The 24,110-nt window shown below is 66.7% G+C and carries 28 protein-coding genes and 1 tRNA gene; 22 read left to right on the top strand and 7 right to left on the bottom strand.

The window, feature by feature from the left end; genetic code table 11:
* On the bottom strand, positions 1–296 hold a 296-nt coding region (locus DK254_RS10175), incomplete at its 3' end, for an RDD family protein (protein ID WP_146219593.1).
* Positions 297–463: 167 nt separating this feature from the next.
* Here DK254_RS10175 and DK254_RS10180 point away from each other — a divergent pair.
* A complete protein-coding gene (locus DK254_RS10180) occupies positions 464–2,011 on the top strand; it encodes a cyclic diguanylate phosphodiesterase (RefSeq protein ID WP_109933678.1) in 1,548 nt (515 codons plus the stop codon).
* A gap of 67 nt (positions 2,012–2,078) precedes the next feature.
* Here DK254_RS10180 and DK254_RS10185 read toward each other — a convergent pair whose 3' ends face one another.
* Together DK254_RS10185 and DK254_RS10190 are read right to left on the bottom strand one after the other, a co-directional pair.
* Entirely contained in the window at positions 2,079–2,405 is a 327-nt protein-coding gene (locus tag DK254_RS10185; RefSeq protein WP_109933679.1) for a hypothetical protein, read from the bottom strand.
* A 90-nt stretch (positions 2,406–2,495) separates the two neighbouring features.
* Positions 2,496–3,941 (bottom strand): SulP family inorganic anion transporter, encoded by a 1,446-nt coding sequence (locus tag DK254_RS10190; protein ID WP_109933680.1) that lies wholly within the window; start codon positions 3,939–3,941, stop codon positions 2,496–2,498.
* A 307-nt stretch (positions 3,942–4,248) separates the two neighbouring features.
* On the opposite strand from DK254_RS10190, the gene DK254_RS10195 reads away from it, so the two are divergent.
* A complete protein-coding gene (locus DK254_RS10195; protein ID WP_109933681.1) occupies positions 4,249–4,485 on the top strand; it encodes a hypothetical protein in 237 nt (78 codons plus the stop codon).
* Positions 4,486–4,489: 4 nt separating this feature from the next.
* Here the strand turns inward: DK254_RS10195 and DK254_RS10200 are convergent, their stop codons facing one another.
* The 3 genes from DK254_RS10200 to DK254_RS10210 all read right to left on the bottom strand — a co-directional run bounded on the left by DK254_RS10200 (position 4,490) and on the right by DK254_RS10210 (position 5,481).
* The gene (locus tag DK254_RS10200; RefSeq protein ID WP_109933682.1) at positions 4,490–4,918 is read right to left on the bottom strand and encodes a type II toxin-antitoxin system HicB family antitoxin; all 429 of its coding nucleotides are present in this window, start codon (positions 4,916–4,918) and stop codon (positions 4,490–4,492) included.
* 47 nt (positions 4,919–4,965) lie between these two features.
* The gene (locus DK254_RS10205) at positions 4,966–5,145 is read right to left on the bottom strand and encodes a type II toxin-antitoxin system HicA family toxin (protein ID WP_109933683.1); all 180 of its coding nucleotides are present in this window, start codon (positions 5,143–5,145) and stop codon (positions 4,966–4,968) included.
* A gap of 250 nt (positions 5,146–5,395) precedes the next feature.
* Positions 5,396–5,481 (bottom strand) — tRNA-Leu (locus DK254_RS10210).
* A 104-nt stretch (positions 5,482–5,585) separates the two neighbouring features.
* On the opposite strand from DK254_RS10210, the gene queA reads away from it, so the two are divergent.
* The 6 genes from queA (at position 5,586) to DK254_RS10240 (ending at position 11,721) form a co-directional block, all read left to right on the top strand.
* On the top strand, positions 5,586–6,629 hold the full coding sequence (gene queA / locus DK254_RS10215; RefSeq protein ID WP_109933684.1) for a tRNA preQ1(34) S-adenosylmethionine ribosyltransferase-isomerase QueA: 1,044 nt from the start codon (positions 5,586–5,588) through the stop codon (positions 6,627–6,629).
* Between the two features lie 13 nt (positions 6,630–6,642).
* Positions 6,643–7,761: a tRNA guanosine(34) transglycosylase Tgt gene (tgt, locus tag DK254_RS10220; RefSeq protein WP_109933977.1), complete on the top strand. Its 1,119-nt coding sequence runs from the start codon at positions 6,643–6,645 to the stop codon at positions 7,759–7,761.
* Positions 7,762–7,800: 39 nt separating this feature from the next.
* Positions 7,801–8,142, top strand: coding sequence for a preprotein translocase subunit YajC (gene yajC, locus DK254_RS10225; protein WP_109933685.1), 342 nt, complete (start codon positions 7,801–7,803; stop codon positions 8,140–8,142).
* A gap of 66 nt (positions 8,143–8,208) precedes the next feature.
* Positions 8,209–10,071, top strand: coding sequence for a protein translocase subunit SecD (secD, locus tag DK254_RS10230; RefSeq protein ID WP_109933686.1), 1,863 nt, complete (start codon positions 8,209–8,211; stop codon positions 10,069–10,071).
* Between the two features lie 13 nt (positions 10,072–10,084).
* A complete protein-coding gene (gene secF / locus DK254_RS10235; protein ID WP_089389514.1) occupies positions 10,085–11,002 on the top strand; it encodes a protein translocase subunit SecF in 918 nt (305 codons plus the stop codon).
* Between the two features lie 182 nt (positions 11,003–11,184).
* Positions 11,185–11,721 carry a glycine zipper 2TM domain-containing protein gene (locus tag DK254_RS10240; protein ID WP_009616158.1) on the top strand — a complete coding sequence of 179 codons (537 nt, stop codon included), beginning with the start codon at positions 11,185–11,187 and terminating at the stop codon, positions 11,719–11,721.
* A gap of 501 nt (positions 11,722–12,222) precedes the next feature.
* Here the strand turns inward: DK254_RS10240 and suhB are convergent.
* Positions 12,223–13,038 carry an inositol-phosphate phosphatase gene (gene suhB, locus DK254_RS10245; RefSeq protein WP_089389513.1) on the bottom strand — a complete coding sequence of 272 codons (816 nt, stop codon included), beginning with the start codon at positions 13,036–13,038 and terminating at the stop codon, positions 12,223–12,225.
* 152 nt (positions 13,039–13,190) lie between these two features.
* Here suhB and trmJ point away from each other — a divergent pair, with 152 nt between their 5' ends.
* The 14 genes from trmJ to DK254_RS10315 all read left to right on the top strand — a co-directional run bounded on the left by trmJ (position 13,191) and on the right by DK254_RS10315 (position 24,108).
* Positions 13,191–13,970 (top strand): tRNA (cytosine(32)/uridine(32)-2'-O)-methyltransferase TrmJ, encoded by a 780-nt coding sequence (trmJ, locus tag DK254_RS10250; protein ID WP_109933687.1) that lies wholly within the window; start codon positions 13,191–13,193, stop codon positions 13,968–13,970.
* On the top strand, positions 13,963–14,739 hold the full coding sequence (gene cysE, locus DK254_RS10255) for a serine O-acetyltransferase (RefSeq protein ID WP_109933688.1): 777 nt from the start codon (positions 13,963–13,965) through the stop codon (positions 14,737–14,739). Before trmJ ends, cysE begins: the two co-directional genes overlap by 8 nt.
* A gap of 139 nt (positions 14,740–14,878) precedes the next feature.
* Positions 14,879–15,376 carry a Fe-S cluster assembly transcriptional regulator IscR gene (iscR, locus tag DK254_RS10260; protein ID WP_009616162.1) on the top strand — a complete coding sequence of 166 codons (498 nt, stop codon included), beginning with the start codon at positions 14,879–14,881 and terminating at the stop codon, positions 15,374–15,376.
* A gap of 28 nt (positions 15,377–15,404) precedes the next feature.
* Complete coding sequence (locus tag DK254_RS10265; protein ID WP_009616163.1) at positions 15,405–16,619, top strand: IscS subfamily cysteine desulfurase; 1,215 nt, start codon at positions 15,405–15,407, stop codon at positions 16,617–16,619.
* A gap of 26 nt (positions 16,620–16,645) precedes the next feature.
* The gene (iscU, locus tag DK254_RS10270; protein WP_009616164.1) at positions 16,646–17,032 is read left to right on the top strand and encodes a Fe-S cluster assembly scaffold IscU; all 387 of its coding nucleotides are present in this window, start codon (positions 16,646–16,648) and stop codon (positions 17,030–17,032) included.
* Between the two features lie 25 nt (positions 17,033–17,057).
* Complete coding sequence (gene iscA, locus DK254_RS10275; RefSeq protein ID WP_009616165.1) at positions 17,058–17,381, top strand: iron-sulfur cluster assembly protein IscA; 324 nt, start codon at positions 17,058–17,060, stop codon at positions 17,379–17,381.
* Between the two features lie 7 nt (positions 17,382–17,388).
* Positions 17,389–17,910: a co-chaperone HscB gene (hscB, locus tag DK254_RS10280; RefSeq protein WP_109933689.1), complete on the top strand. Its 522-nt coding sequence runs from the start codon at positions 17,389–17,391 to the stop codon at positions 17,908–17,910.
* Between the two features lie 45 nt (positions 17,911–17,955).
* Positions 17,956–19,815, top strand: coding sequence for a Fe-S protein assembly chaperone HscA (gene hscA / locus DK254_RS10285; RefSeq protein WP_109933690.1), 1,860 nt, complete (start codon positions 17,956–17,958; stop codon positions 19,813–19,815).
* Positions 19,816–19,821: 6 nt separating this feature from the next.
* The gene (gene fdx, locus DK254_RS10290; protein WP_089389507.1) at positions 19,822–20,160 is read left to right on the top strand and encodes an ISC system 2Fe-2S type ferredoxin; all 339 of its coding nucleotides are present in this window, start codon (positions 19,822–19,824) and stop codon (positions 20,158–20,160) included.
* A gap of 13 nt (positions 20,161–20,173) precedes the next feature.
* The gene (iscX, locus tag DK254_RS10295) at positions 20,174–20,374 is read left to right on the top strand and encodes a Fe-S cluster assembly protein IscX (RefSeq protein WP_109933691.1); all 201 of its coding nucleotides are present in this window, start codon (positions 20,174–20,176) and stop codon (positions 20,372–20,374) included.
* Positions 20,375–20,704: 330 nt separating this feature from the next.
* Complete coding sequence (gene ndk, locus DK254_RS10300; RefSeq protein ID WP_009616170.1) at positions 20,705–21,136, top strand: nucleoside-diphosphate kinase; 432 nt, start codon at positions 20,705–20,707, stop codon at positions 21,134–21,136.
* A 27-nt stretch (positions 21,137–21,163) separates the two neighbouring features.
* Entirely contained in the window at positions 21,164–22,306 is a 1,143-nt protein-coding gene (rlmN, locus tag DK254_RS10305; RefSeq protein WP_089389833.1) for a 23S rRNA (adenine(2503)-C(2))-methyltransferase RlmN, read from the top strand.
* An 18-nt stretch (positions 22,307–22,324) separates the two neighbouring features.
* Positions 22,325–23,080, top strand: coding sequence for a type IV pilus biogenesis/stability protein PilW (gene pilW / locus DK254_RS10310; RefSeq protein ID WP_109933692.1), 756 nt, complete (start codon positions 22,325–22,327; stop codon positions 23,078–23,080).
* Positions 23,077–24,108, top strand: coding sequence for a RodZ family helix-turn-helix domain-containing protein (locus DK254_RS10315; RefSeq protein ID WP_109933693.1), 1,032 nt, complete (start codon positions 23,077–23,079; stop codon positions 24,106–24,108). Before pilW ends, DK254_RS10315 begins: the two co-directional genes overlap by 4 nt.
* Positions 24,109–24,110: the final 2 nt, after the last annotated feature.

Genomic DNA, 24,110 nt, shown 5'->3' on the forward strand with positions numbered 1-24,110 from the left:
CAGACCTGCATGCCGAGGGTCTGGCCCTTGTGCGTCCAGAACTTGGCGAAGAAGGCGAACAGGCTGACGAACAGCAGGCTGGACAGCAGCGGGTCGCCGACCAGCCCGCCCTGGTCGGCGAGCTGCCGGAGCTTCTCGCCGCCCAGCAGCAGGCGCAGCAGCACCTGCTGGTAGAGCAGGGTGACCACCATCAGCAGGGCCACGCACAGCAGGAAGTCGTAGAACATGGCCGCGAAGCGGCGCAGCAGGGGCGCGGGGGGGAAATTCCCCTCCGGCTGGAGTCGGGCTTTGGGCATGGCGTCGTTCGGCGCTCGGGGCAGGGACGAGGCGGGGATTATACGACCTTTGGCGGATCGCCACCGAGGCCAGGGTGCCGCAGGCGGAATGATCTACGCTGGTTTCAGGTGCCCGCTCAGGCTGCTCGCCGAGCCCGATGACAGCGGCGGCGCCGGGGATGACACGGATGCCTGGATCGAGCAAAGTCCGGCGCCTGCTCTGGCGCCTGTGCATTTCCCTGCTGGTCGCCCTGCTGCCGCTGCTGCTGGGCGGCGTGATCATCTATTGGCAGACCCAGGTCGGCCTCCGGCGCGAGGCGGGGCACGCCGCCAGCGAGGCGCTGCACCTGATCGACGTGATGCTCGCCAATGCCGCCGGCTCGGCGCGGGCCACACTCGCTTACGCCGCAGGGCCCTGCTCCGCGGCCGAGCTGGTACTGCGCGAACAGGTCGCCACCGTACCCTTCGTGCGCTCGGTCAACCTGGTGCGGGACGACAGGGTGTTCTGCACCTCGCTGTTCGGCGCTTTCGACGAGCCGGTGGACGTCGCCGCTTTCGTCGACGGGCGCCTCAACCTGCTGCCCGGCAATGCGGTGACGCCGGACTTCGCGCTGATCGTGTACCGCCTGGCCGAGGGCCGCGATGGCGTGCTGGCGGCAGTGGACGGGCGCTACCTGAGCAACGTGCTGCAACTGGTGGACCAGCGCAGCGACCTGGTGATCCAGGTCGGCCCGCGCTGGATGGACGAGGCGGGCGAGGTGCACGAGGGCACGCCCGACGCCTTCCCCCTGGCCGAGACGCGGCAGGCCTCGACGCGCTTTCCCTACCGGGTGGTCGGCGGCTTTCCGGCCGGCGCCCAGTGGCGGATCATGGGGATCGACTACTGGCCGCTGTTCGCCATGCTGGCGGTGCTCGGCGGGCTGTTCGGCATTGGCTGCTACTGGTTGCTGGGGCGCGCGGCGACGCCCACCCGCGAGATCGAGCGGGCGATGTATGCCGGCGAGTTCGTGCCCTTCCTCCAGCCGCTGGTGGAGGCCACCGGCGGCCGCTGGATCGGCGCCGAGGTGCTGATGCGCTGGCGCCACCCGCGCGCGGGGCTGGTCAGCCCGGACATCTTCATCCCCCTGGCGGAGCAGAGCGGCCTGATCGTGCCCATGACCCGTTCCCTGCTGCAGCAGCTGGCGGCCGTGCTGCCGAAGCATTCGCAGCTGCTGGGCGAGGGCTTCCACCTCGGCGTCAACGTCAGCGCCGTAAACCTGCGCAGCGGCAGCCTGTTCGGCGATTGCCTGGATTTCCTCGGCGCCTTTCCGGTGGGCTCGGTGACACTGATGCTGGAGCTGACCGAGCGTGAACTGATCGGCAGCGATGCGCACACCGACGAACTGCTCGGGCACCTGCGCGAGCTGGGGGTGAACCTGGCGATAGACGACTTCGGCACCGGCCATTCCAGCCTCGCCTACCTGCGCCGCTTCCACGTGGACGCGCTGAAGATCGACAAGAGCTTCGTCGCCACCGTCGACGACGACAGCCGTTCCCGGCATATCCTCGACAGCATTCTCGACCTCTGTGGCCGCCTGGACCTGCAGGTCATCGCCGAAGGCATCGAGACGCCGGCGCAGCGCGACTACCTGGCGGCCCGCGGCGTGCCCTGCCTGCAGGGCTACCTGTTCGGCCGGCCGATGCCGCTGGCGGAGTTCGTCGCCGAGCTGGAGCGCCGTGCCCGCCCGGGCGCCTAGCGGACGCCGGCTGGCTTCCGTCGAACGACGGCGCCCGCAGGGGGCGCCGTCGCCAGCACATGCGCGATCAGACGTAGGCCTGGGCGCGGCGCTTGCCGCGGGGTAGGCGGGCCTTGCCGGAGAGGGCGCTCAGGCGGGCCTGCCAGGTTTGCCAGGCGGCGCCGCTGGCGGGCTGTGCCGCTGCGCGGGCGGACTGCCGGCTCTTCGGCGCCGCAGCCGGGGCGGGCTTCGCGACGGCTGCGGCGGCACCCGCGGCGTCCTGCGCCTGGGTGAAGGCGTTGGTGCGGCGGCAGGCCTTGCAGCTGACCTGCGCGGCGACCTGCGAGCCCGCCACGTTCGGGTCGCTGCGCCCGCAAGCGGCCTGGCTGGTGCCAATCAGGAAGTGAGTGACCATGTGGACCTCCTAGTCAGAAAAGGGGCGGCATTATTCCACAGGGTTCCCGGCGTACCAGCGCGGCCGGTCGTTTTCGGAAGAACGTCCGAATCAGCCGTGCTGCACCCCGGCACGCTTGAACAACTGCCTGCAGCGCTCGGACAGGTGCACCACGCGCAGGTGCTTGCCGGCCCTGGCGTAGCGTTCGCGCAGGGTCTTCAGCGCAGCGATGGCCGAGTAGTCGACGAAGCTCAGGTGGCGGCAGTCCAGGGTGACCTGCGGCGGGTCGCCGGCCGTGTCGAACTGCTCCAGGAAGGGCGTGGTGGAGGCGAAGAACAGCGTGCCGTGGATGCGGTAGAGCTTGCTGCCGTCGGCTTCCAGGTGGCTGTCGGCGTACAGCTCGCGGGCGTGCTTCCAGGCGAAGTCCAGGGCGGCCACGACTATGCCGCAGAGTACGGCGGTGGCCAGGTCGGTGAAGACGGTGATGACGGTCACCACGGCGATCACCAGCACGTCGCTCGCCGGCACCTTGCCCAGCACCCGCAACGAGGCCCAGGCGAAGGTCTGCTGGGCGACCACGAACATCACCCCCACCAGCGCCGCCAGCGGGATGCGCTCGATCAGCGGGGAGAGGAACAGCACGAAGAGCAGGATCATCACCCCGGCGACCACCCCGGACAGCCGGCCGCGGCCGCCGGAGCCCAGGTTGATCACGGTCTGGCCGATCATGGCGCAGCCGCCCATGCCGCCGAACGCCCCGGAGACCATGTTGGCCGCGCCCAGGGCCACGCACTCGCGGTCCGGGTAGCCGCGGCTCTGGGTGATCTCGTCGGTGAGGTTGAGCGTCAGCAGGGTTTCCAGCAGGCCGACCAGCGCTATGAGGATGGCGTAGGGCGCGATGATCCGCAGCGTCTCCAGGTTCCACGGCACCTGCGGCAGGGCGAAGGCGGGCAGGCCGCCGGCGATGTGCGCCATGTCGCCGAGGGTGCGCGTGGGCAGCCCGAGCAGGTACACCAGCAGGCCGACGCCGAGGATCGCCACCAGCGCCGGCGGCACCGCGCGGGTCAGCTTCGGCAGTAGGTAGACGATGGCCATGGTCAGCGCCACCAGGCCCAGCATCAGGTACAGCGGCGCCCCGCCGAGCCAGGCCCCGCCACTCTTGAAGTGCTCCAGCTGGGCCAGGGCGATGATGATCGCCAGGCCGTTAACGAAGCCCAGCATCACCGGGTGCGGCACCATGCGCACCAGCTTGCCCAGGCGCAGCAGGCCGAAGGCGATCATCACCAGCCCGCCGAGCAGCACCGTGGCCAGCAGGTACTGCACGCCGTGCTGCACCACCAGCGCCACTATCACCACCGCCATGGAGCCGGCCGCACCGGACACCATGCCCGGCCGGCCGCCGAACAGCGCGGTGAGGGTGCAGATGAAGAAAGCGCCGTACAGGCCCATCAGCGGGTTGAGGTGCGCCACCAGGGCGAAGGCGATGCACTCGGGCACCAGGGCGAAGGACGTGGTGAGGCCGGCCAGGATGTCGGCACGCAGACGGGCGGGTTTCATGGCGTTCCTGAAGTTGGACCGGTGTGGGCGGTCGCGGGGCAAGGCGGAAAAAGGAGGCGAATGGTACGGAATCACGGATGCGGGAGCCAGTCGGAAAGGCTGCCGGCGCGCTCTGCCGGTAACCGGAAACCAGCTATTCATGGCTTTCGGAATTCATCGCCAGCTTGCGCGGCAAGCTACCCGAAGCAGCCTGATACAAGCACGTAGCGCCGAGGCTTTTCGTTTCTGGCCTCCAGCATTAACCTGTGCGGCTCTGCTCCGCAGGGCGAGCCATCGGCTGATGGGCTCCACCTGCAGGACATCCGCCATGAGCAGAAGCCGACGCAAGACGCCCATCTGCGGCATCACCACCGCGGCCAGCGAACGTTTCGATAAACAGACCTGGCACCGCTCCTTCCGCAAGGCCGAGCGGCAACGCCTGGCCAGCGACCCCTTCTCCGAGCCCCATCACTTCCGCGAGTTCTGCAACGACTGGTTGATGCACAAGGACGGCAAGTACTACTGGGGGCCCGAGCACTCCGGCGCCAAATGGCTCCGCAAGTAGCTGTTCACGCCGCTTCCACGGTGATGCTGAGACGCTTGCCGAGCGCGCCCAGGGCGAGCTCCAGCTGATCCATCTTCGAGGTGTGCAGGAAGTCCACGAGGCGGTCGCCCTGGGTCTGGGCCACGCCCAGCAGCCGGCACAGGTCGGCCTTGCGCATGCCGCGCTGCATCATCTCGTTCCACAGCGCGATCTTCGCCACGGTAACCGCGGGCAAGTGCACCACGTGCTCGCCGGCCTCCGGCGCGGAGGCGGCCGGAATGGCACGGCGCTCGTCCACGTACAGCGACAGCGTGGTTTCGATTGCATCCAGGGCCTCGCGGATCGCGTGGTCCCGGTCGTCGCCGAAGCTGTTCAGCTCCGGCAGGTCACGGCAGAACACGGCGATGCCCGGGGCGCTGTCGTCCTGCTCGAAACGGATTGGATAGTCGTACATGGCTGTCCCCTCTCAATGGGTGACGATGTCCAGTTCAGGTGGCGCCCTTAGAGCCCCAGTTGCTTGATGATCGCCTTGCGGGTCGGCTCCGGCATTTCCCTGGCGCCGTGGTCCGCAAAGGTCGTCGTCCTCCCGTTGGGTGCCGTGATCTTGAAGTGGCTGCCCTTGCCGGCTTCGAAAGTCACGCCCTGGGCTTTCAACCAACGCCTGAATTCACTGAACTTCATCACCTCGTCTCTGTTGATTGGACGAAGTCAACTTACCACATTTTTGTGGTTATAAAACAATTCTGTTGTATGGAGAGGCAGCGGGTGGCGCAGGCTTTCGAGCGGGGCTCGGATGTCGGTACGTGAAGAGGCCGATCTGGGCGATCAGCTTCCCGCGGAAGGAGGGGGAAGGCGCGGCGCTACTGGTCGCCGTGTTTCACGCCGCCAGAAACGCAAAAGCCTGCAAAATCAAGATTTCGCAGGCTCTTAGTGGTGCCCCGGGAGAGACTCGAACTCTCACTCTGTCGCCAGAAACGGATTTTGAATCCGCCGCGTCTACCATTCCGCCACCGAGGCAATGGCGCGGCAGTATAGGGAGGCCCTCGGTACCGGTCAATCCACTTGCATGGCGATGCCAGTGCAATTCCAGTAATATAGCCGGCCCTTCGAGATATACCCCCATGCGCGTCGCCGACTTCCATTTCGATCTGCCCGAGGCCCTGATCGCCCGCCATCCGCTCGCCGAACGTCGCGCCAGCCGCCTGCTGGTGCTGGACGGACCGACGGGCGCGCTCAGTCACCGTCATTTCACCGACCTGCTGGAATACCTGCGGCCGGGCGACCTGATGGTGTTCAACAACACCCGGGTGATCCCCGCGCGGCTGTTCGGCCAGAAGGCGTCCGGCGGCAAGCTGGAGATCCTCGTCGAGCGCGTGCTGGACAGCCGCCGCGTGCTGGCCCACGTGCGCTCGAGCAAGTCGCCCAAGCCGGGTTCGAAGATCCTCATCGACGGTGGCGCCGAGGCGCAGATGCTGCAGCGGCACGACGCGCTGTTCGAGCTGGGCTTCGCCGAGGACGTGCTGCCGTTGCTGGAGCGGGTGGGGCACATGCCGCTGCCGCCCTATATCGATCGCCCCGACGAGGACGCCGACCGCGAGCGCTACCAGACCGTCTACGCCGAGCGTGCCGGCGCCGTGGCCGCGCCCACCGCCGGGCTGCACTTCGATGAAGGGCTGCTGGCGGCTATCCGCGAGAAGGGCGTGGACACCGCCTTCGTCACCCTGCACGTGGGCGCCGGCACCTTCCAGCCGGTGCGCGTGGAGAAAATCGAAGACCACCACATGCACAGCGAGTGGCTGGAGGTCGGCCAGGACGTGGTCGATGCCGTGGCCGCCTGCCGTGCCCGTGGCGGCCGGGTGATCGCCGTCGGCACCACCAGCGTGCGTTCGCTGGAGAGCGCGGCCCGCGGCGGCCAGCTCAAGCCTTTCAGCGGCGACACCGACATCTTCCTCTACCCGGGCCGACCCTTCCATGTGGTCGATGCCCTGGTGACCAACTTCCACCTGCCCGAGTCGACCCTGCTGATGCTGGTCTCGGCCTTCGCCGGCTACCCGCAGACCATGGCCGCCTATGCCGCGGCGGTGGCGCACGAGTACCGCTTCTTCAGCTACGGCGATGCCATGTTCATCACCCGCAACCCCGCGCCGCGCGGGCCCGAGGACTGATCCCATGAGTTTCATGAAGTTCGAACTGCTGGCCACCGACGGCAAGGCCCGGCGCGGCCGCCTGAGCTTCCCCCGTGGGGTGGTCGAGACCCCGGCGTTCATGCCGGTGGGCACCTACGGCACGGTCAAGGGCATGCTGCCGCGGGACATCGAGGGCATTGGCGCGCAGATCATCCTCGGCAACACCTTCCACCTGTGGCTGCGCCCGGGCACCGAGGTGATCCGCAAGCACGGCGACCTGCACGACTTCATGCAGTGGCAGGGGCCGATCCTCACCGATTCCGGCGGCTTCCAGGTGTTCAGCCTGGGCGCCCTGCGCAAGATCAAGGAAGAGGGCGTGTACTTCGCCTCGCCGGTGGACGGCGCCAAGGTCTTCATGGGCCCCGAGGAGTCCATGGCGGTGCAGCGCGCGCTGGGTTCGGACATCGTGATGATCTTCGACGAGTGCACCCCGTACCCGGCCGAGTTCGACGTGGCCAAGCGCTCCATGGAGCTGTCGCTGCGCTGGGCGAAGCGCTCGAAGGTCGCCCATGGCGAAAGCCCCTCGGCGCTGTTCGGCATCGTCCAGGGCGGCATGCATGAAGAGCTGCGCATGCGCTCGCTGGAAGGCCTGCAGGAAATCGGCTTCGACGGCCTGGCCATCGGCGGCCTGTCGGTGGGCGAGCCGAAGGAAGAGATGATCCGCGTGCTGGACTTCCTGCCGCCACGCATGCCGGCCGACAAACCCCGTTACCTGATGGGGGTGGGCAAACCCGAGGACCTCGTGGAAGGTGTGCGCCGCGGCGTAGACATGTTCGACTGCGTGATGCCCACGCGCAACGCGCGCAACGGCCATCTGTTCGTCGACACCGGGGTGATCAAGATCCGCAACGCCGTGCACAAGCACGACGAATCGCCGCTGGACCCGACCTGCGACTGCTACACCTGCAAGCACTTCTCCCGCGCCTACCTCTACCACCTGGACAAGTGTGGGGAAATGCTCGGCAGCATGCTCAATACCATCCATAACTTGCGGCATTATCAGCGGCTTATGGCTGGTTTGCGCGAGGCAATCCAACAGGGTACATTGGCCGCCTTTGTCGACGCCTTCTATGCCAAACGCGGCCTTCCGACGCCGCCGTTGGGCGATTGATCCCGATTTTCCAAAAGAATATAGAGACAGGAGTATCCGATGAGCTTTCTGATTCCCGCCGCCTACGCCGACGCCGCTGCTCCCGCGGCCGCCGCAGGCCCGATGGGCACTGGTTTTGAGTGGGTCTTCCTGGTCGGCTTCCTGGTCATCTTCTACCTGATGATCTGGCGTCCGCAGGCCAAGCGCACCAAGGAGCACAAGAACCTCCTGTCCAACCTGCAGAAAGGTGACGAAGTCGTCACTTCCGCGGGTATCGCCGGCAAGGTGCTGAAAGTCGCCGACGACTTCGTGGTCGTCGAGGTCGCCGACAACGTCGAGCTGAAGTTCCAGAAGGGCGCCATCGCCGCGACCCTGCCCAAAGGCACGCTCAAGGCCATCTGAGTCCAGGCAACAGAAAACCAATAGACGGGGCGCATGAAGCGCCCCGCGTCATAACGGGCGGTATCAATGCTCAACAAATATCCCCTGTGGAAATACCTGCTGATCCTGGCGGTGCTTGCCGTCGGCTTCATCTATTCCGCACCCAACCTCTACCCGGACGATCCGGCCGTGCAGGTCAGCGGCGCCAGCAGCGCGCTGCAGATCACCCAGGCCGACATCGACAAGGCCAGCAAGGCGCTGACCGACGCGGGCATCGCCGTCAAGGCGGGCAGCCTCGGCAAGAACAGCGGCCTGATCCGCCTGGCCAAGCAGGAAGACCAGCTTCCCGCCAAGGACATCGTGCGTCGCGCCCTGGGCGACGACTACGTGGTCGCGCTGAACCTGGCGCAGACCACCCCGAACTGGCTGCGCAACATCGCCGCCCATCCGATGAAGCTGGGCCTGGACCTGTCCGGTGGTGTGCACTTCCTCCTCGAAGTGGACATGGACAAGGCCGTGGACGCCCGCCTGAACGTCTACGAGAGCGAGATCAAGAGCGCCCTGCGCAAGGAGCGCCTGCGTTACCGCAGCCTGCCGGTGCAGGACCGCGCCATCCAGCTGGGCTTCACCGACGAGGAGTCGCTGGACAAGGCCAAGGCGCTGATCGCCAAGGACTACCGCGACTTCGAGGTGACCCAGGACCAGCGCAACGACATGCAGGTGCTGCGCCTGGCCATGACCGCGGCCAAGCTCGCCGAGATCCGCGAATACTCGATCAAGCAGAACCTCACCACCGTGCGCAACCGCGTCAACGAGCTGGGCGTGTCCGAGCCGCTGGTGCAGCGCCAGGGCGCCAACCGCATCGTGGTCGAACTGCCGGGCGTGCAGGACACCGCCGAAGCCAAGCGCATCCTCGGCAAGACCGCCAACCTGGAGTTCCGCCTGGCCGCCGAGCCCGACGCCATCAAGTCGGCCACCGAGACCTTCGAGTTCCGCGAGCCGCGCCGCCCGCCGGCGGCCCTGGAGCGCAGCGTGATCATCACCGGTGACCAGGTCACCGACGCCAGCGCCAGCTTCGACGAGAACGGCCGCCCGCAGGTGAACATCCGCCTCGACGGCCACGGCGGCGAACTGATGAACCGCGCCACCCGCAACAACGTCGGCCGCAGCATGGCGGTGGTGTTCATCGAGCAGAAGCCGATCACCCGCTACGCCAAGCAGGTGGTCGACGGCGTCGAGCAGGAAGTCGCCGTCCCGGCCTTCAAGGAAGAGAAGAAGATCATCAGCCTGGCGACCATCCAGTCGGCCCTGGGCAACCAGTTCCGCATCACCGGCCTCGACGGCCCGGGCGAATCCTCGGAACTGGCCCTGCTGCTGCGCGCCGGCGGCCTGGCCGCGCCGATGTACTTCGCCGAGGAGCGCACCATCGGCCCGAGCCTGGGCGCCGACAACATCGCCAAGGGCATCGACGCTTCCCTGTGGGGCATGGTGTTCGTGTCGCTGTTCATCATCGTCATCTACCGCTTCTTCGGCTTGATCGCCACCGTCGCCCTGGGCTTCAACATGGTCCTGCTGGTGGCGCTGATGTCGATCCTCGGCGCGACCCTGACGCTGCCGGGCATCGCCGGTATCGTGCTGACCATGGGCATGGCGGTGGACGCCAACGTGCTGATCTTCTCGCGGATACGCGAGGAACTGGCCGGCGGCATGTCGGTGCAGCGCGCCATCCACGAAGGCTTCAACCGCGCCTTCACCGCCATCGTCGACGCCAACCTGACCTCGCTGCTGGTCGGCGGCATCCTCTACGCCATGGGCACCGGCCCGGTGAAGGGCTTCGCCGTGACCATGTCGCTCGGTATTCTCACCTCGATGTTCACGGCCATCATGGTCACCCGCGCAATGGTCAACCTGATCTTCGGCGGGCGTGACTTCAAGAAGCTGTGGATCTAAGGGGGATCATGAGATGAATATCAAGATCGGTACCATCAACTTCATGGGCGTGCGCAACATCGCGTTCGCCGCTACCCTGGTCCTCACCCTGATCGCCCTCGGCAGCTGGATCACCAAGGGCATCAACTTCGGCCTGGACTTCACCGGCGGTACGCTCATCGAGCTGAACTACCAGCAGCCGGCGGACCTGGGCAAGGTCCGCGACGAGCTGGTCAAGGCCGGCTACGCCGAGGCCGTGGTGCAGAGCTTCGGCGACACCAAGGACGTGCTGGTGCGCATGCCCAGCGAGGACCCGGAGCTGGGCAAGAAGGTCGCCGCGGCGCTGCAGGCGGCCGACACCAGCAACCCGGCCAGCCTCAAGCGCGTGGAATACGTCGGCCCGCAGGTCGGCGAGGAGCTGCGCGACCAGGGCGGCCTGGGCATGCTCCTGGCCCTGGGCGGCATCCTCATCTACGTCGGCTTCCGCTTCCAGTGGAAGTTCGCCCTGGGCGCCATCCTCTCGCTGATCCACGACGCCATCATCGTGATGGGCGTGCTGTCGTTCTTCCAGATCACCTTCGACCTCACCGTGCTCGCCGCGGTGCTGGCGGTGGTGGGCTACTCGCTGAACGACACCATCGTGATCTTCGACCGGGTGCGCGAGAACTTCCGCGTGCTGCGCAAGGCCAGCCTGATCGAGAACATCAACATCTCGACCAGCCAGACCCTGCTGCGGACCATGGCGACCTCGATCTCCACCCTGCTGGCCATCGCCGCGCTGCTGTTCTTCGCCGGCGACAACCTGTTCGGCTTCTCCATCGCCCTGTTCGTCGGCGTGCTGGCCGGTACCTACTCGTCGATCTACATCGCCGATGTGGTGCTGATCTGGCTGAAGCTGTCGGCCGAGGACCTGATCCCGCCGCAGGCCAAGGAAGTCGACGACCGCCCCTGAGTCTGTCCCGCGCTCCCTGGAAACTCCCGCTTCGGCGGGAGTTTTTCTTTGTGCGCGATGCGGCCGTGCGTCGGTATCGGGTGGCGCATCGCCAAGGAATGTCGGAACTTTCTTAAGGATTCCCTGCTCCAAGGCAAGGACAAGGGCAAGTGCCCGTATGAAAGGAAAGCCAGGAGGTCTATGTGAACAAGTCGTTGCTCATCGGTACCGTGTTGGGCGCAGTCGGCGTTACGGCAGGTGGAGCGGTGGCCACGTACAGCCTGGTGGACCGCGGCCCGGAATATGCCGAGGTCGTCGCCGTCCAGCCGGTCAAGGAAACCATCAAGACCCCGCGCCAGGTGTGCAAGGACGTGGCGGTCACCCACCAGCGCCCGGTCAAGGACCAGCACCAGATCGTCGGCACCGCCATCGGCGCCATCGCCGGCGGCCTGCTGGGCAACCAGATTGGCGGCGGCAATGGCAAGAAGATCGCCACCGTGGCCGGTGCGGTCGGCGGCGGCTACGCCGGCAACAAGGTGCAGGAAGGCATGCAGGAGCGTGACACCTACACCACCACCGAAACCCGCTGCAGCACCGTGAACGACACCAGCGAGAAAGTGGTGGGCTACGACGTCAAGTACATGCTCGACGGCAAGGCCGGCCAGGTGCGCATGGATCGTGATCCGGGCAGCCAGATCCCGGTGGACAAGAGCGGTCGGCTGATCCTCAGCCAGCAGTAAGCATCGAAGCATGAGAAGGCGCCCCGCGGGGCGCCTTCTTCGTTTCCGGCAGGTAGGAGCGAGCCGTGCTCACCCGCAGCGTAGGAGCGGATCTCATCCGCGAATCGCGCCGACACCTCCGGCTATCGCGGACAAGGTCCGCTCCTACAGTGGAACACCGTGCTTCCCGATGGGTTGTAGGAGCAGGCCCTGCCCGCGATTTCGCGCGCAGGGCGCGCTCCTACAGGGGAATGGTGCGGTGGGGTGGCGTAGGATCTTATCCGCGAAACGCGCCGGAACCGCCGGCTATCGCGGACAAAGTCCGCTCCTACAGGGGGATACCGTGCCTCACGGCGAACTGTAGGAGCGGGCCCTGCCCGCGATTCGCGCCCAGGGCGCGTCCAGCATGGGAATGGCGTAGGAGCGGACTCCGTCCGCGATCGGGCTCGCCAGCGGCTCCGACGTCCCCATCACCCAACAAAAAGCCCGACACAAGGCCGGGCTTTTTCATTCCATCCGCGCTCAGCGCTTGAGCGACGGCGGCAGGTGCGGCTGGATGCTGGTCAGCAGCGCCTTGAAGCACTTGGTGTTGCCGGCGACGATGTGGCCTTTCTCGAGGAACTCGTGGCTGCCGGTGAAATCGCTCACCAGGCCGCCGGCTTCCTGCACCAGCAGGGCGCCCGCGGCCATGTCCCACTCGGACAGGCCGAACTCCCAGAAGGCGTCGAAGCGGCCGGCCGCGACGTAGGCCAGGTCCAGGCTGGCGGCGCCGGCGCGGCGGATGCCGGCGGTCTGGCCGACCAGGCTGCGGAACATGCCCAGGTAGGCGTCGAGGTTGTCCAGCTGGCTGTCGCGGAACGGGAAGCCGGTGCCCAGCAGGGCGCCTTCCAGGCTCTTGCGGTTGCTCACCCGCAGGCGGCGGCCGTTCAGCGCGGCGCCGCGGCCGCGGCTGGCGGTGAATTCTTCCTGGCGCACCGGGTCGAGGACCACGGCGTGCTCCAGGCGGCCCTTGTACTTGCAGGCGATGCTGACGGCGAAGTGCGGGACGCCGTGGATGAAGTTGGTGGTGCCATCCAGCGGGTCGATGATCCACAGGTAGTCGGCGCCTTCGCCGCTGCCCTCGAGGTAGCCGCCTTCCTCGCCCATGATGCCGTGGTTCGGGTAGGCCTTGCGCAGGGCGGTGACGATGCTGAGCTCGGCGGCGCGATCGACTTCGGTGACGTAGTCCTTGGCGTCTTTTTCGTTGACCGAGAGGGTGTCCAGGCGTTCGATGGAGCGGAAGATCAGTTCACCGGCGCTGCGGGCCGCGCGCAGGGCGATGTTCAGCATGGGCTGCATGGAGAGGTCACCTGGATGATGTTAAAGAAAGCCGAACATTGTACCAGAAAACCGTGGCGCTCATAGGGCGGCCTGTCGCTTGCGTGGCGCAAGACCGAGCGCTGCGGTAGGATTCCGTTCCTTTTCGTATCTGCTTGTGTGGAGAGCTCCGGTTGCTCGACAGAATTCGCGTGGTGCTGGTCAACACCAGTCATCCCGGCAATATCGGCGGTACCGCCCGGGCCATGAAGAACATGGGCCTGTCGCGCCTGGTGCTGGTCGACCCCATGGACTTCCCCAGCGGCGAGGCGGTGGCCCGCGCCTCCGGGGCGACCGACATCCTCGACGCCGCCCAGGTGGTGCCGACCCTGGAGGACGCCCTGGTTGGCTGCAGTCTGGTGCTCGGCACCAGCGCCCGTGACCGGCGCATCCCCTGGCCGTTGCTCGACCCCCGCGAGTGCGCCACCACCAGCCTGCAGCACGCCCAGCAGGGCGGCGAGGTGGCCCTGGTGTTCGGCCGCGAGTACGCGGGCCTGACCAACGAAGAATTGCAGCGATGTCAGTTCCACGTGCACATTCCCGCCAACCCCGAGTTCAGCTCGCTGAACCTGGCTACGGCGGTCCAGGTGCTCGCCTACGAAGTGCGCATGGCCTGGCTGGCCGCCGAAGGCCAGCCGACCAAGCAGGAGAAGCTGGAGACCACGGCCATGCTCAACAGCCTGCCGGTCACCGCCGACGAGCTGGAGCGCTTCTATTCGCACCTGGAATCGACCCTCGTGGATATCGGCTTCCTCGACCCGCAGAAGCCGCGGCACCTGATGTCGCGCCTGCGCCGCCTGTACGGCCGCGCCGGGGTCAGCAAGCTGGAGATGAATATCCTCCGGGGTATCCTCACCGAAACACAGAAGGCCGCGCAGGGCGCGGCCTGCAAGCGGAGTGACGATGATGTTTGAGCGTGTGCGCGAAGATATCCAGAGCGTATTCCATCGCGACCCGGCAGCGCGCAATGCCTTCGAGGTACTCACCTGCTACCCGGGCCTGCACGCCGTGTGGCTGCACCGCCTGGCGCACCTGCTGTGGACCTCCGGCTGGAAGTGGCTGGCGCGCCTGGTATCCAACTTCGGCCGCTGGATGACCGGCATCGAGATCCACCCGGGCGCCAGGATCGGCCGGCGCTTCTTCATCGACCACGGCATGGGCATCGTGATCGGCGAGACCGCCGAGATCGGTGACGACGTGACCCTCTACCAGGGCGTGACCCTCGGCGGCACCAGCTGGAACAAGGGCAAACGCCACCCGACCCTGGCCGATGGCGTGGTGGTAGGCGCCGGCGCCAAGGTGCTCGGTCCGTTCACCGTCGGCGCCGGGGCGAAAGTGGGCTCCAACGCCGTGGTCACCAAGGAAGTGCCGCCGGGCGCCACCGTGGTCGGCATCCCGGGGCGCATCATCATGAAGGACGACGCCGAGCAGCTGGCCAAGCGCCAGGCTATGGCCGAGAAGCTCGGCTTCGACGCCTACGGCGTCAGCCAGGACATGCCCGACCCGGTGGCGCGCGCCATCGGCCAGTTGCTCGACCACCTGCAGGCGGTCGACGGCCGGCTGGAGGGCATGTGCCAGGCGCTGACGGCCCTGGGTAGCGACTATTGTGCGAAAAAGCTGCCCGAGCTGCGTGAAGAGGACTTCGCCGGCGTCAAGGACGAAGAGGGCAAGGCGGCGCATTGATGCGCCGCTAACGATTTTCTGCTACATTATGCCGCCCTTCGCTGGCTAATCCCGAGTAATTTGATAGGTCTTATAGTTGACTCAAATACTCGGAAATGGCATCCTTTCGCCAGTCCAGTGATCCATTCGGGAATGTTCCATGCGTCTGACCACCAAAGGCCGCTATGCCGTAACCGCCATGCTCGACCTGGCGTTGCATGCCCAGCGTGGTCCGGTTTCCCTGGCGGACATTTCCGAGCGCCAGGGCATATCCCTGTCCTACCTTGAACAGCTGTTCGCCAAGTTGCGCCGTGGCAACCTGGTGACCAGCGTGCGCGGTCCCGGCGGCGGCTACCAGCTGTCCCGCGACATGGCCGGTATCCACGTCGCCCAGGTGATCGATGCGGTCAACGAATCGGTCGACGCCACGCGCTGCCAGGGGCAGGGGGATTGCCACTCTGGCGACACCTGCCTGACCCACCACCTTTGGTGCGACCTCAGCCAGCAGATCCACGAATTCCTCAGCGGCATCAGCCTCGCCGACCTGGTCGAGCGCCGCGAAGTCCAGGAAGTCGCGCAGCGGCAGGATGAGCGTCGTTGCGGAGGCACCGGCAAACGGCCGAGCCTCGATAAGATTGAAGCGTCCGCCATCGATTGAGCGCGCGCCAGCCTGTAGGAGTTACCTGATGAAATTGCCGATCTACCTCGACTACTCCGCCACCACCCCGGTGGACCCGCGCGTCGCTCAGAAGATGGCTGACTGCCTGCTGGTGGACGGCAACTTCGGCAACCCCGCCTCGCGCTCCCACGTGTTCGGCTGGAAGGCCGAGGAAGCCGTGGAGAATGCCCGCCGCCAGGTCGCCGAACTGGTCAATGCCGACCCCCGCGAGATCGTCTGGACCTCCGGCGCCACCGAGTCCGACAACCTCGCCATCAAGGGCGTGGCGCACTTCTACGGCAGCAAGGGCAAGCACATCGTCACCTCGAAGATCGAGCACAAGGCGGTGCTGGACACCACCCGCCAGCTGGAGCGCGAAGGCTTCGAAGTGACCTACCTCGACCCCACCGAGGAAGGCCTGATCACCCCGGCCATGGTCGAGGCGGCGCTGCGTGACGACACCATCCTGGTCTCGATCATGCACGTGAACAACGAGATCGGCACCATCAACGACATCGCCGCCATCGGCGAGCTGACCCGCTCCCGCGGCATCCTGTTCCATGTCGACGCCGCGCAGTCCACCGGCAAGGTCGACATCGACCTGGACAAGCTGAAGGTCGACCTGATGTCCTTCTCCGCCCACAAGACCTACGGTCCCAAGGGCATCGGCGCCCTGTACGTGCGCCGCAAGCCGCGCGTGCGCCTGGAAGCCCAGATGCACGGTGGCGGCCACGAGCGCGGCATGCGCTCGGGCACCCTGGCCACCCACCAGATCGTCGGCATGGGCGAGGCCTTCCGCATCGCCAAGGAAGAGATGCACGCCGAGAACGAGCGCATCCGCGCCCTGCGTGACCGCTTCTTCGCCAAGCTCGAAGGCCTGGAAGAACTCTACGTCAACGGCAGCCTGACCCAGCGCGTGCCGCACAACCTGAACCTGAGCTTCAACTACGTCGAAGGCGAGTCGCTGATCATGGCCCTGAAGGACCTCGCGGTCTCTTCCGGTTCGGCCTGCACCTCCGCCTCCCTGGAACCGTCCTACGTGCTGCGCGCCCTGGGCCGCAACGACGAGCTGGCGCACAGTTCCATCCGTTTCACCTTCGGCCGCTTCACCACCGAGGAAGAGGTCGATTACGCCGCCGGTATCGTGGGGCAAGCCGTTTCCAAGCTGCGCGAGCTCTCGCCGCTGTGGGACATGTTCAAAGAGGGTGTCGACCTGTCCAAGGTCGAATGGCAGGCCCACTGACCCGCCCCATAGAGTGAGGATTAGCCATGGCATACAGTGACAAGGTCATCGACCACTACGAAAACCCCCGTAACGTCGGCAAGCTCGACGCCGAGGATCCCGATGTCGGCACCGGCATGGTCGGCGCGCCGGCCTGCGGCGACGTGATGCGCCTGCAGATCAAGGTCAACGAGCAGGGCGTGATCGAAGACGCCAAGTTCAAGACCTACGGCTGCGGTTCGGCCATCGCCTCCAGCTCCCTCGCCACCGAGTGGATGAAGGGCAAGACCCTGGACGAGGCCGAGTCCATCAAGAACACCACCATCGCCGAAGAGCTGGCCCTGCCGCCGGTGAAGATCCACTGCTCGGTGCTCGCCGAGGACGCCATCAAGGCGGCCGTGCGCGACTACAAGCAGAAGAAGGGTCTGCTCTAACCGCTCAGTTGAGTAAGGAGTTCCCATGGCCATCAGCATGACCGAAGCCGCCGCCAAGCATGTCCAGCGCTCCCTCGAGGGGCGCGGCAAGGGCGAGGGCATTCGTCTTGGCGTGCGCACCACCGGGTGTTCCGGCCTGGCCTACGTGCTCGAGTTCGTCGATGAGCTGGCGCCCGAGGACCTGGTCTACGAGAGCCACGGCGTGAAGGTCATCATCGACCCGAAGAGCCTGGTCTACCTCGACGGCACCGAGTTGGACTTCACCAAGGAAGGCCTCAACGAGGGCTTCAAGTTCAACAACCCGAACGTTCGTGGCGAGTGCGGCTGCGGCGAAAGCTTCAACGTCTGAGGCCGGCGTGGGTAGTCCTTGTCACTTCGCGCTCTTCGACCTGCAGCCGGCCTTCCGCCTCGACCTGGATGCCCTCGGCCAGCGTTACCGTGAGCTGGTCCGCAGCGTCCACCCGGATCGCTTCGCCGACGCCACCGAGCGCGAGCAGCGCGTGGCGCTGGAGCGCGCCGCCGAGCTCAACGACGCCTACCAGACGCTGAAGAGCGCGCCGCGCCGGGCGCTGTACCTGCTGTCCCTGCGGGGCCAGGCGCTGCCGCTGGAAGCCACGGTGCAGGACCCGGAGTTCCTCCTGCAGCAGATGCAGCTGCGCGAGGAGCTGGAAGACTTGCAGGAAAGCGCTGACCTGGATGGGGTGGCCGCCTTCAAGCGCCGCCTGAAAGGGGCTCAGCAGCAGCTGGAGGACAGCTTCGCCGATTGCTGGGACGACGCCGAGCGTCGCCCGCAAGCCGAGCGCCTGGTACGCCGCATGCAGTTTCTCGACAAGCTGGCGCAGGAAGTGCGCCAGCTCGAAGAGCGACTCGACGATTAATCCGCGCGGCCTGCGCCGCGCCCGTTACGCCTGATTAGAAGCCGCATGGTCCTACTGCAGATCGCCGAGCCCGGACAAAGCCCCCAGCCGCACCAGCGCCGGCTGGCCGTGGGCATTGACCTGGGTACCACCAATTCCCTGGTCGCCGCCGTGCGCAGCGGCGTCGCCGCACCCCTGGCCGATGCCGAGGGGCGCCTGATCCTGCCGTCGGCGGTGCGTTACCTGGCCGACCGCGTCGAGGTCGGCGAGTCGGTCAAGCGGGGCGCCTCCGCCGATCCGCTGAACTCCATCATCTCGGTCAAGCGCCTGATGGGCCGTGGCCTGGAAGACGTGAAGCAGCTCGGTGGCCAGTTGCCCTACCGCTTCACCCAGGGCGAATCGCACATGCCCTTCATCGAGACCGTGCAGGGCCCGAAGAGCCCGGTCGAGGTCTCCGCGGAAATCCTCCGCAGCCTGCGCCAGCGCGCCGAAGCCACCCTGGGCGGCGAGCTGGTCGGCGCGGTGATCACGGTGCCGGCGTATTTCGACGATGCCCAGCGCCAGGCCACCAAGGACGCCGCGCGCCTGGCCGGCCTGCACGTGCTGCGCCTGCTCAACGAGCCCACCGCCGCGGCGGTCGCCTACGGCCTGGACAAGAACGCCGAAGGCGTGGTGGCCATCTATGACCTGGGTGGCGGTACCTTCGACATTTCCATCCTGCGCCTGACCCGTGGCGTCTTCGAGGTCCTGGCCACCGGCGGCGACAGCGCCCTGGGCGGCGACGACTTCGACCATGCCATCGCCGGCTGGATCATCCAGCAGGCCGGCGCCTCCGACGACCTCGACCCGGGCAGCCAGCGCCAGTTGCTGCAGGCCGCCTGCGCGGCGAAGGAAGCCCTGACCCTCAATGAAAGCGTCGAGGTCGCCTATGGCGACTGGCGCGGCAAGCTGGACCGCAGCCAGCTGGACGCCCTGATCGAACCCTTCGTCGCCCGCAGCCTCAAGGCTTGCCGCCGCGCCGTGCGCGATTCCGGCATCGAGCTGGAGGACATCGGCGCCGTGGTCATGGTCGGCGGCTCCACCCGCGTGCCGCGCGTGCGCCAGGCGGTGGGCGAGCTGTTCGGCCGCGAGCCGCTGGTGGACATCGACCCCGACCAGGTGGTGGCCATCGGCGCCGCCATCCAGGCCGACGCCCTGGCCGGCAACAAGCGCGGCGAAGAGCTGCTGCTGCTGGACGTCATCCCGCTGTCCCTGGGCCTCGAGACCATGGGTGGGCTGATGGAGAAGGTGATCCCGCGCAACACCACCATCCCGGTGGCCCGCGCCCAGGAATTCACCACCTACAAGGATGGCCAGACGGCCATGATGATCCACGTGCTGCAGGGCGAGCGTGAACTGGTCAAGGACTGCCGCTCCCTGGCGCGCTTCGAGCTGCGCGGCATCCCGCCGATGGTGGCCGGCGCGGCGAAGATCCGCGTCAGCTTCCAGGTGGACGCCGACGGCCTGCTGGCGGTGTCCGCCCGCGAGATGAGCTCCGGCGTCGAGGCCAGCATCCAGGTCAAGCCGTCCTACGGCCTGACCGACGGCGAGATCGCCCGCATGCTGCAGGACTCCTTCCAGTACGCCGGCGACGATATGAACGCCCGCGCCCTGCGCGAGCAGCAGGTCGAGGCGCAGCGCCTGCTCGAAGCCGTGCGTTCGGCGCTGGATGCCGACGGCGAACGCCTGCTGGACGCCGACGAGCGGCTGGCCATCGAGGCCGGCATGGATACCCTGCGCGAACTGGCCGCCGGTACCGATACCGCCGCCATCGAGCAACAGATCAAGCGTCTGTCCCAGGTGACCGACGCCTTCGCCGCGCGACGGATGGACGCTTCCGTCAAGGCCGCCCTGGCCGGTCGCCGGCTCAACGAAATCGAGGAATAAGCGAAGATGCCGCAGATCGTATTTCTGCCCCACCCCGAGCATTGCCCGGAGGGCGCGGTGGTCGAGGCCCAGCCCGGCGAGACCATCCTCAAGGCTGCGCTGCGTAACGGCATCGATATCGAGCACGCCTGCGAGATGTCCTGCGCCTGCACCACCTGCCACGTGATCGTGCGCGAGGGCTTCGGCTCCATGGAGCCGTCCGACGAGCTGGAAGACGACATGCTGGACAAGGCCTGGGGCCTGGAGCCGGATTCGCGCCTGTCCTGCCAGGCGGTGGTGGCGGACGAGGACCTGGTGGTGGAAATTCCGAAATACACCATCAACCAGGTTTCCGAAGGCCATTGAGGGGAGTGCGCGCATGAGCCTGAAATGGACCGATGTGCTGGAAATCGCTATCCAGCTGGCCGATAGCCGCCCCGACGTGGACCCGCGCTACGTCAACTTCGTCGACCTGCACAACTGGGTGGTCAGCCTGCCGGAGTTTTCCGACGACCCGTCGCGCGGCGGCGAGAAGGTCCTGGAAGCCATCCAGGGCGCCTGGATCGAAGAAGCGGACTGAAAGCGGCGGCAGGCGGCAGGCGGCAGGCGAAGAGCAAGCTCGCTCCTACAGGGCTTTCGCTCTTGCCTGCAGCCTGTAGCCTGCCGCTTGCAGCCGCCCTTATGCTTTTCCCCGAACCCGCGTATAATTCGCGGGTTTTATCTTTAGGTGATCGGCCAGGTTCCCCGCGGTACCTGCCGGTGCCCGCCGGAACGCCGCGTGCGTGCCGGCTCCGCGCGTGCCAGCCCCGTGGCTGCAGCCGTCGCGCGGCACACCCTGAATCACAGGAGCTCCTGGGTCCGCCCAGGGGCTTCTCAGCATTACCAACCTTGCTTTTCGGAGTTATCCCAAATGGCCCTGCAACGTACCTTCTCCATCATCAAGCCCGACGCCGTCGCCAAGAACGTCATCGGCGAAATCCTGACCCGCTTCGAGAAGGCCGGTCTGCGCGTCGTCGCTTCCAAGATGGTCCAACTGTCCGAGCGCGAAGCCGGTGGCTTCTACGCCGAGCACAAAGAGCGTCCCTTCTTCAAGGACCTGGTCGCCTTCATGACCTCCGGCCCGGTCGTCCTGCAGGTTCTGGAAGGCGAAGACGCCATCGCCAAGAACCGTGAGCTGATGGGCGCCACCGATCCGAAGAAAGCCGACGCCGGCACCATCCGCGCCGATTTCGCCGTTTCCATCGACGAAAACGCCGTTCACGGTTCCGACTCGGAAGCTTCCGCTGCCCGCGAAATCGCCTACTTCTTCTCCAGCACCGAGGTGTGCGAGCGCATTCGCTGATCCAGGCGAATGGGCGAGGGTGAATCCATGACTGATACCGCTGCAAAGGCCAACCTGCTGGGCATGACCAAGCCCCAGCTCGAGGAATTCTTCGAGTCCATCGGTGAAAAGCGCTTCCGCGCCGGCCAGGTGATGCAATGGATTCACCACTTTGGCGCCGAGGATTTCGACGCCATGACCAATGTCGGCAAGGCCTTGCGCGAAAAGCTCAAGGCCTGTGCCGAGATCCGCGGCCCCGAAGTGGTCAGCCAGGACATCTCCAGCGACGGCACCCGCAAGTGGGTGGTGCGCGTGGCGTCCGGCAGCTGCGTCGAGACCGTGTACATCCCGCAGAACGGCCGCGGCACCCTGTGCGTGTCGTCCCAGGCCGGCTGCGCCCTGGACTGCAGCTTCTGCTCCACCGGCAAGCAGGGCTTCAACAGCGACCTGACCTCCGCCGAGATCATCGGCCAGGTGTGGCTCGCCAACAAATCCTTCGGCACCGTGCCCGGCAAGATCGACCGCGCCATCACCAACGTGGTGATGATGGGCATGGGCGAGCCGCTGCTGAACTTCGACAACGTCGTCACCGCCATGAGCATCATGATGGAGGACTTCGGCTACGGCATCTCCAAGCGCAAGGTGACCCTGTCCACCTCCGGCGTGGTGCCGATGATCGACAAGCTCGGCGAAGTCACCGACGTGTCCCTGGCGCTGTCGCTGCACGCGCCCAACGACGAGCTGCGCAACCAGCTGGTGCCGATCAACAAGAAGTACCCCCTGGCGGTGCTGCTGGATGCCTGCCAGCGCTACATCGGCCGCCTGGGCAAGGAACGCGTGCTGACCGTCGAGTACACCCTGCTCAAGGATGTCAACGACCAGCCCGAGCACGCTGAGCAGATGATCGCATTGCTCAAGGAAATTCCTTGCAAGATCAACCTGATTCCGTTTAATCCGTTCCCCCATTCCGGCTACGAGCGGCCGAGCAACAACTCGATCCGCCGTTTCCAGGACATGCTGCACAAGGGCGGCTTCAACGTCACCGTACGCACCACCCGCGGCGACGACATCGACGCCGCCTGCGGCCAACTGGTCGGCCAGGTGATGGACCGTACCCGCCGCAGCGAACGCTACATCGCCGTGCGCCAGCTGTCGGCCGACGCCGAGAAGGCGCCCGCCAATCGAAACTGATCTCGAGGGAGGATTCCGATGACCTTGCGCGCCGCGCTGTTCGTATTCCTGGCCAGCCTGCTGGCGGGTTGCGTGACGTCTGGGAAGCAGGACCCCCTCCGCACCGCCAAGGGCCGTGAAGAGGCCCGCGACGCCTACATCCAGCTGGCCATCGGCTACCTGCAGAACGGCAATACCGAGCAGGCCAAGGTGCCGCTGCGCCAGGCCCTGGAGCTGGACTCCTCGAGCGCCGATGCCCACGCCGCGCTGGCCCTGGTCTACCAGCAGGAGATGGAGCCCAAGCTGGCCGAGCAGGAGTACCGCAAGGCGCTGTCCTCGCGTTCGGATGCGCGCATCTGGAACAACTACGGCAGCTTCCTGTACGAGCAGAATCGCGACGACGAGGCCGTCGACGCCTTCCAGAAGGCCGCCGACGACACCCTCTATCCGGAGCGCTCGCGGGTCTTCGAGAACCTCGGCCTGGTCAGCCTCAAGCTGAAGCAGCGCGAGCAGGCCAAGCAGTACTTCGAAAAGGCCCTGCGCCTGAACCGCCGGCAGCCCAGCGCCTTGCTGGAAATGTCGCAGCTGTCCTACGACGATCGCCAGTACGTGCCGGCGCGCGACTACTACAACGAATACCTGAAGCAGGGACAGCAGAACGCCAAGAGCCTGCTGCTGGGCGTGCGGCTGGCGCGGGTCTTTGACGACAAGGACACCGCCGCCAGCTACGGCCTGCAGCTCAAGCGCCTGTATCCCGCATCCCCCGAATACCAGGCATACCAGGCAGAGAAATGATGAAGACGTCGCAGCCAGAAGTCGCCAGCGCGACCCGCGCCAATCCGGGTGAGGCCTTGCGCCAGGCGCGCGAGAGCCGGGGCTGGTCGACCTCGCAGGTGGCCGGTCAACTGAACCTCACCGAGAATTCCCTGCGCCAGCTGGAGCTGGGCAACTTCGACAAGCTGCCGGGCCACACCTTCGCCCGCGGCTACGTGCGCGCCTATGCCAAGCTGCTGGGCATGGACCAGGCGCAGATGGTCAGCGCCTTCGACCAGTACACCGGCACCGACGCCACCGGCAGCAACGTGCAGAGCCTCGGCCGGGTGGCCGAGCCGATGCGCCTGTCGCGCAACCTGCTGCGCCTGTTCAGCCTGCTGCTGCTGGCGATCCTGGTGGGCTTCGGCTACTTCTGGTGGCAGGAGCGCGCCGGGCGCAACCTCGCCGAGAACAGTGGCCTGAACCTGGAGCACGTCGAGGTCGAGAGCGCCGACGGCACCACCGAAGTTCACAGCCTCGACGAGCCCGAAGACCAGGCCGTCGCCGAGGACAAGGCCGCCGCGCCGAGCGAGCCGGCCGGCGATACCGCCGCCGCCGAGCCCGAGCCGGCCGCCGAGGCCCCGGCCAATCCGGCCAGCCCGACCGAGCCCGCGCCCCAGGTGGCCGCACCGGCAGCGCCGGCGGCTCCTGCCGTACCGGCCGCCAATGCCGCCGCCGTGCCCGCTGCTCCTGCCGCGCCGGCTGCCCCGGCGGTTCCGGCCGAGCCTGCCGCTCCGGCTGCTGCGCCCGTGGTCGCTGCGGTCGGCCAGGGCGTGGTCAAGGTGCAGTTCATCGCCGACTGCTGGACCCAGGTCACCGATGCCGACGGCAAGGTCCTGGTCAGCGCGCTCAAGCGCAAGGGCGACTCCATGGAAGTTGCCGCCAAGGTTCCCCTGGAGCTGCGCCTGGGCTTCGCCCGCGGCGCCCAGGTCAGCTACAACGGCCAGCCGGTCGACGTTTCGCCCTATTCCCGTGGCGAGACGGCACGCATGAAGTTGGGTGGTAACTAAAG

The sequence above is a fragment of the Pseudomonas sp. RW407 genome, from assembly GCF_003176655.1.
GTDB lineage: Bacteria > Pseudomonadota > Gammaproteobacteria > Pseudomonadales > Pseudomonadaceae > Pseudomonas > Pseudomonas delhiensis.

Bases quoted from the DNA above. Each gene is read 5' to 3' on its own strand.
- DK254_RS10180 (WP_109933678.1), top strand. From the start codon at position 464: ATGCCTGGATCGAGCAAAGTCCGGCGCCTGCTCTGGCGCCTGTGCATT.
- DK254_RS10185 (WP_109933679.1), bottom strand. From the start codon at position 2,405: ATGGTCACTCACTTCCTGATTGGCACCAGCCAGGCCGCTTGCGGGCGC.
- DK254_RS10190 (WP_109933680.1), bottom strand. From the start codon at position 3,941: ATGAAACCCGCCCGTCTGCGTGCCGACATCCTGGCCGGCCTCACCACG.
- DK254_RS10195 (WP_109933681.1), top strand. From the start codon at position 4,249: ATGAGCAGAAGCCGACGCAAGACGCCCATCTGCGGCATCACCACCGCG.
- DK254_RS10200 (WP_109933682.1), bottom strand. From the start codon at position 4,918: ATGTACGACTATCCAATCCGTTTCGAGCAGGACGACAGCGCCCCGGGC.
- DK254_RS10205 (WP_109933683.1), bottom strand. From the start codon at position 5,145: ATGAAGTTCAGTGAATTCAGGCGTTGGTTGAAAGCCCAGGGCGTGACT.
- queA (WP_109933684.1), top strand. From the start codon at position 5,586: ATGCGCGTCGCCGACTTCCATTTCGATCTGCCCGAGGCCCTGATCGCC.
- tgt (WP_109933977.1), top strand. From the start codon at position 6,643: ATGAAGTTCGAACTGCTGGCCACCGACGGCAAGGCCCGGCGCGGCCGC.
- yajC (WP_109933685.1), top strand. From the start codon at position 7,801: ATGAGCTTTCTGATTCCCGCCGCCTACGCCGACGCCGCTGCTCCCGCG.
- secD (WP_109933686.1), top strand. From the start codon at position 8,209: ATGCTCAACAAATATCCCCTGTGGAAATACCTGCTGATCCTGGCGGTG.
- secF (WP_089389514.1), top strand. From the start codon at position 10,085: ATGAATATCAAGATCGGTACCATCAACTTCATGGGCGTGCGCAACATC.
- suhB (WP_089389513.1), bottom strand. From the start codon at position 13,038: ATGCAGCCCATGCTGAACATCGCCCTGCGCGCGGCCCGCAGCGCCGGT.
- cysE (WP_109933688.1), top strand. From the start codon at position 13,963: ATGTTTGAGCGTGTGCGCGAAGATATCCAGAGCGTATTCCATCGCGAC.
- iscR (WP_009616162.1), top strand. From the start codon at position 14,879: ATGCGTCTGACCACCAAAGGCCGCTATGCCGTAACCGCCATGCTCGAC.
- DK254_RS10265 (WP_009616163.1), top strand. From the start codon at position 15,405: ATGAAATTGCCGATCTACCTCGACTACTCCGCCACCACCCCGGTGGAC.
- iscU (WP_009616164.1), top strand. From the start codon at position 16,646: ATGGCATACAGTGACAAGGTCATCGACCACTACGAAAACCCCCGTAAC.
- iscA (WP_009616165.1), top strand. From the start codon at position 17,058: ATGGCCATCAGCATGACCGAAGCCGCCGCCAAGCATGTCCAGCGCTCC.
- hscA (WP_109933690.1), top strand. From the start codon at position 17,956: ATGGTCCTACTGCAGATCGCCGAGCCCGGACAAAGCCCCCAGCCGCAC.
- fdx (WP_089389507.1), top strand. From the start codon at position 19,822: ATGCCGCAGATCGTATTTCTGCCCCACCCCGAGCATTGCCCGGAGGGC.
- iscX (WP_109933691.1), top strand. From the start codon at position 20,174: ATGAGCCTGAAATGGACCGATGTGCTGGAAATCGCTATCCAGCTGGCC.
- ndk (WP_009616170.1), top strand. From the start codon at position 20,705: ATGGCCCTGCAACGTACCTTCTCCATCATCAAGCCCGACGCCGTCGCC.
- rlmN (WP_089389833.1), top strand. From the start codon at position 21,164: ATGACTGATACCGCTGCAAAGGCCAACCTGCTGGGCATGACCAAGCCC.
- pilW (WP_109933692.1), top strand. From the start codon at position 22,325: ATGACCTTGCGCGCCGCGCTGTTCGTATTCCTGGCCAGCCTGCTGGCG.
- DK254_RS10315 (WP_109933693.1), top strand. From the start codon at position 23,077: ATGATGAAGACGTCGCAGCCAGAAGTCGCCAGCGCGACCCGCGCCAAT.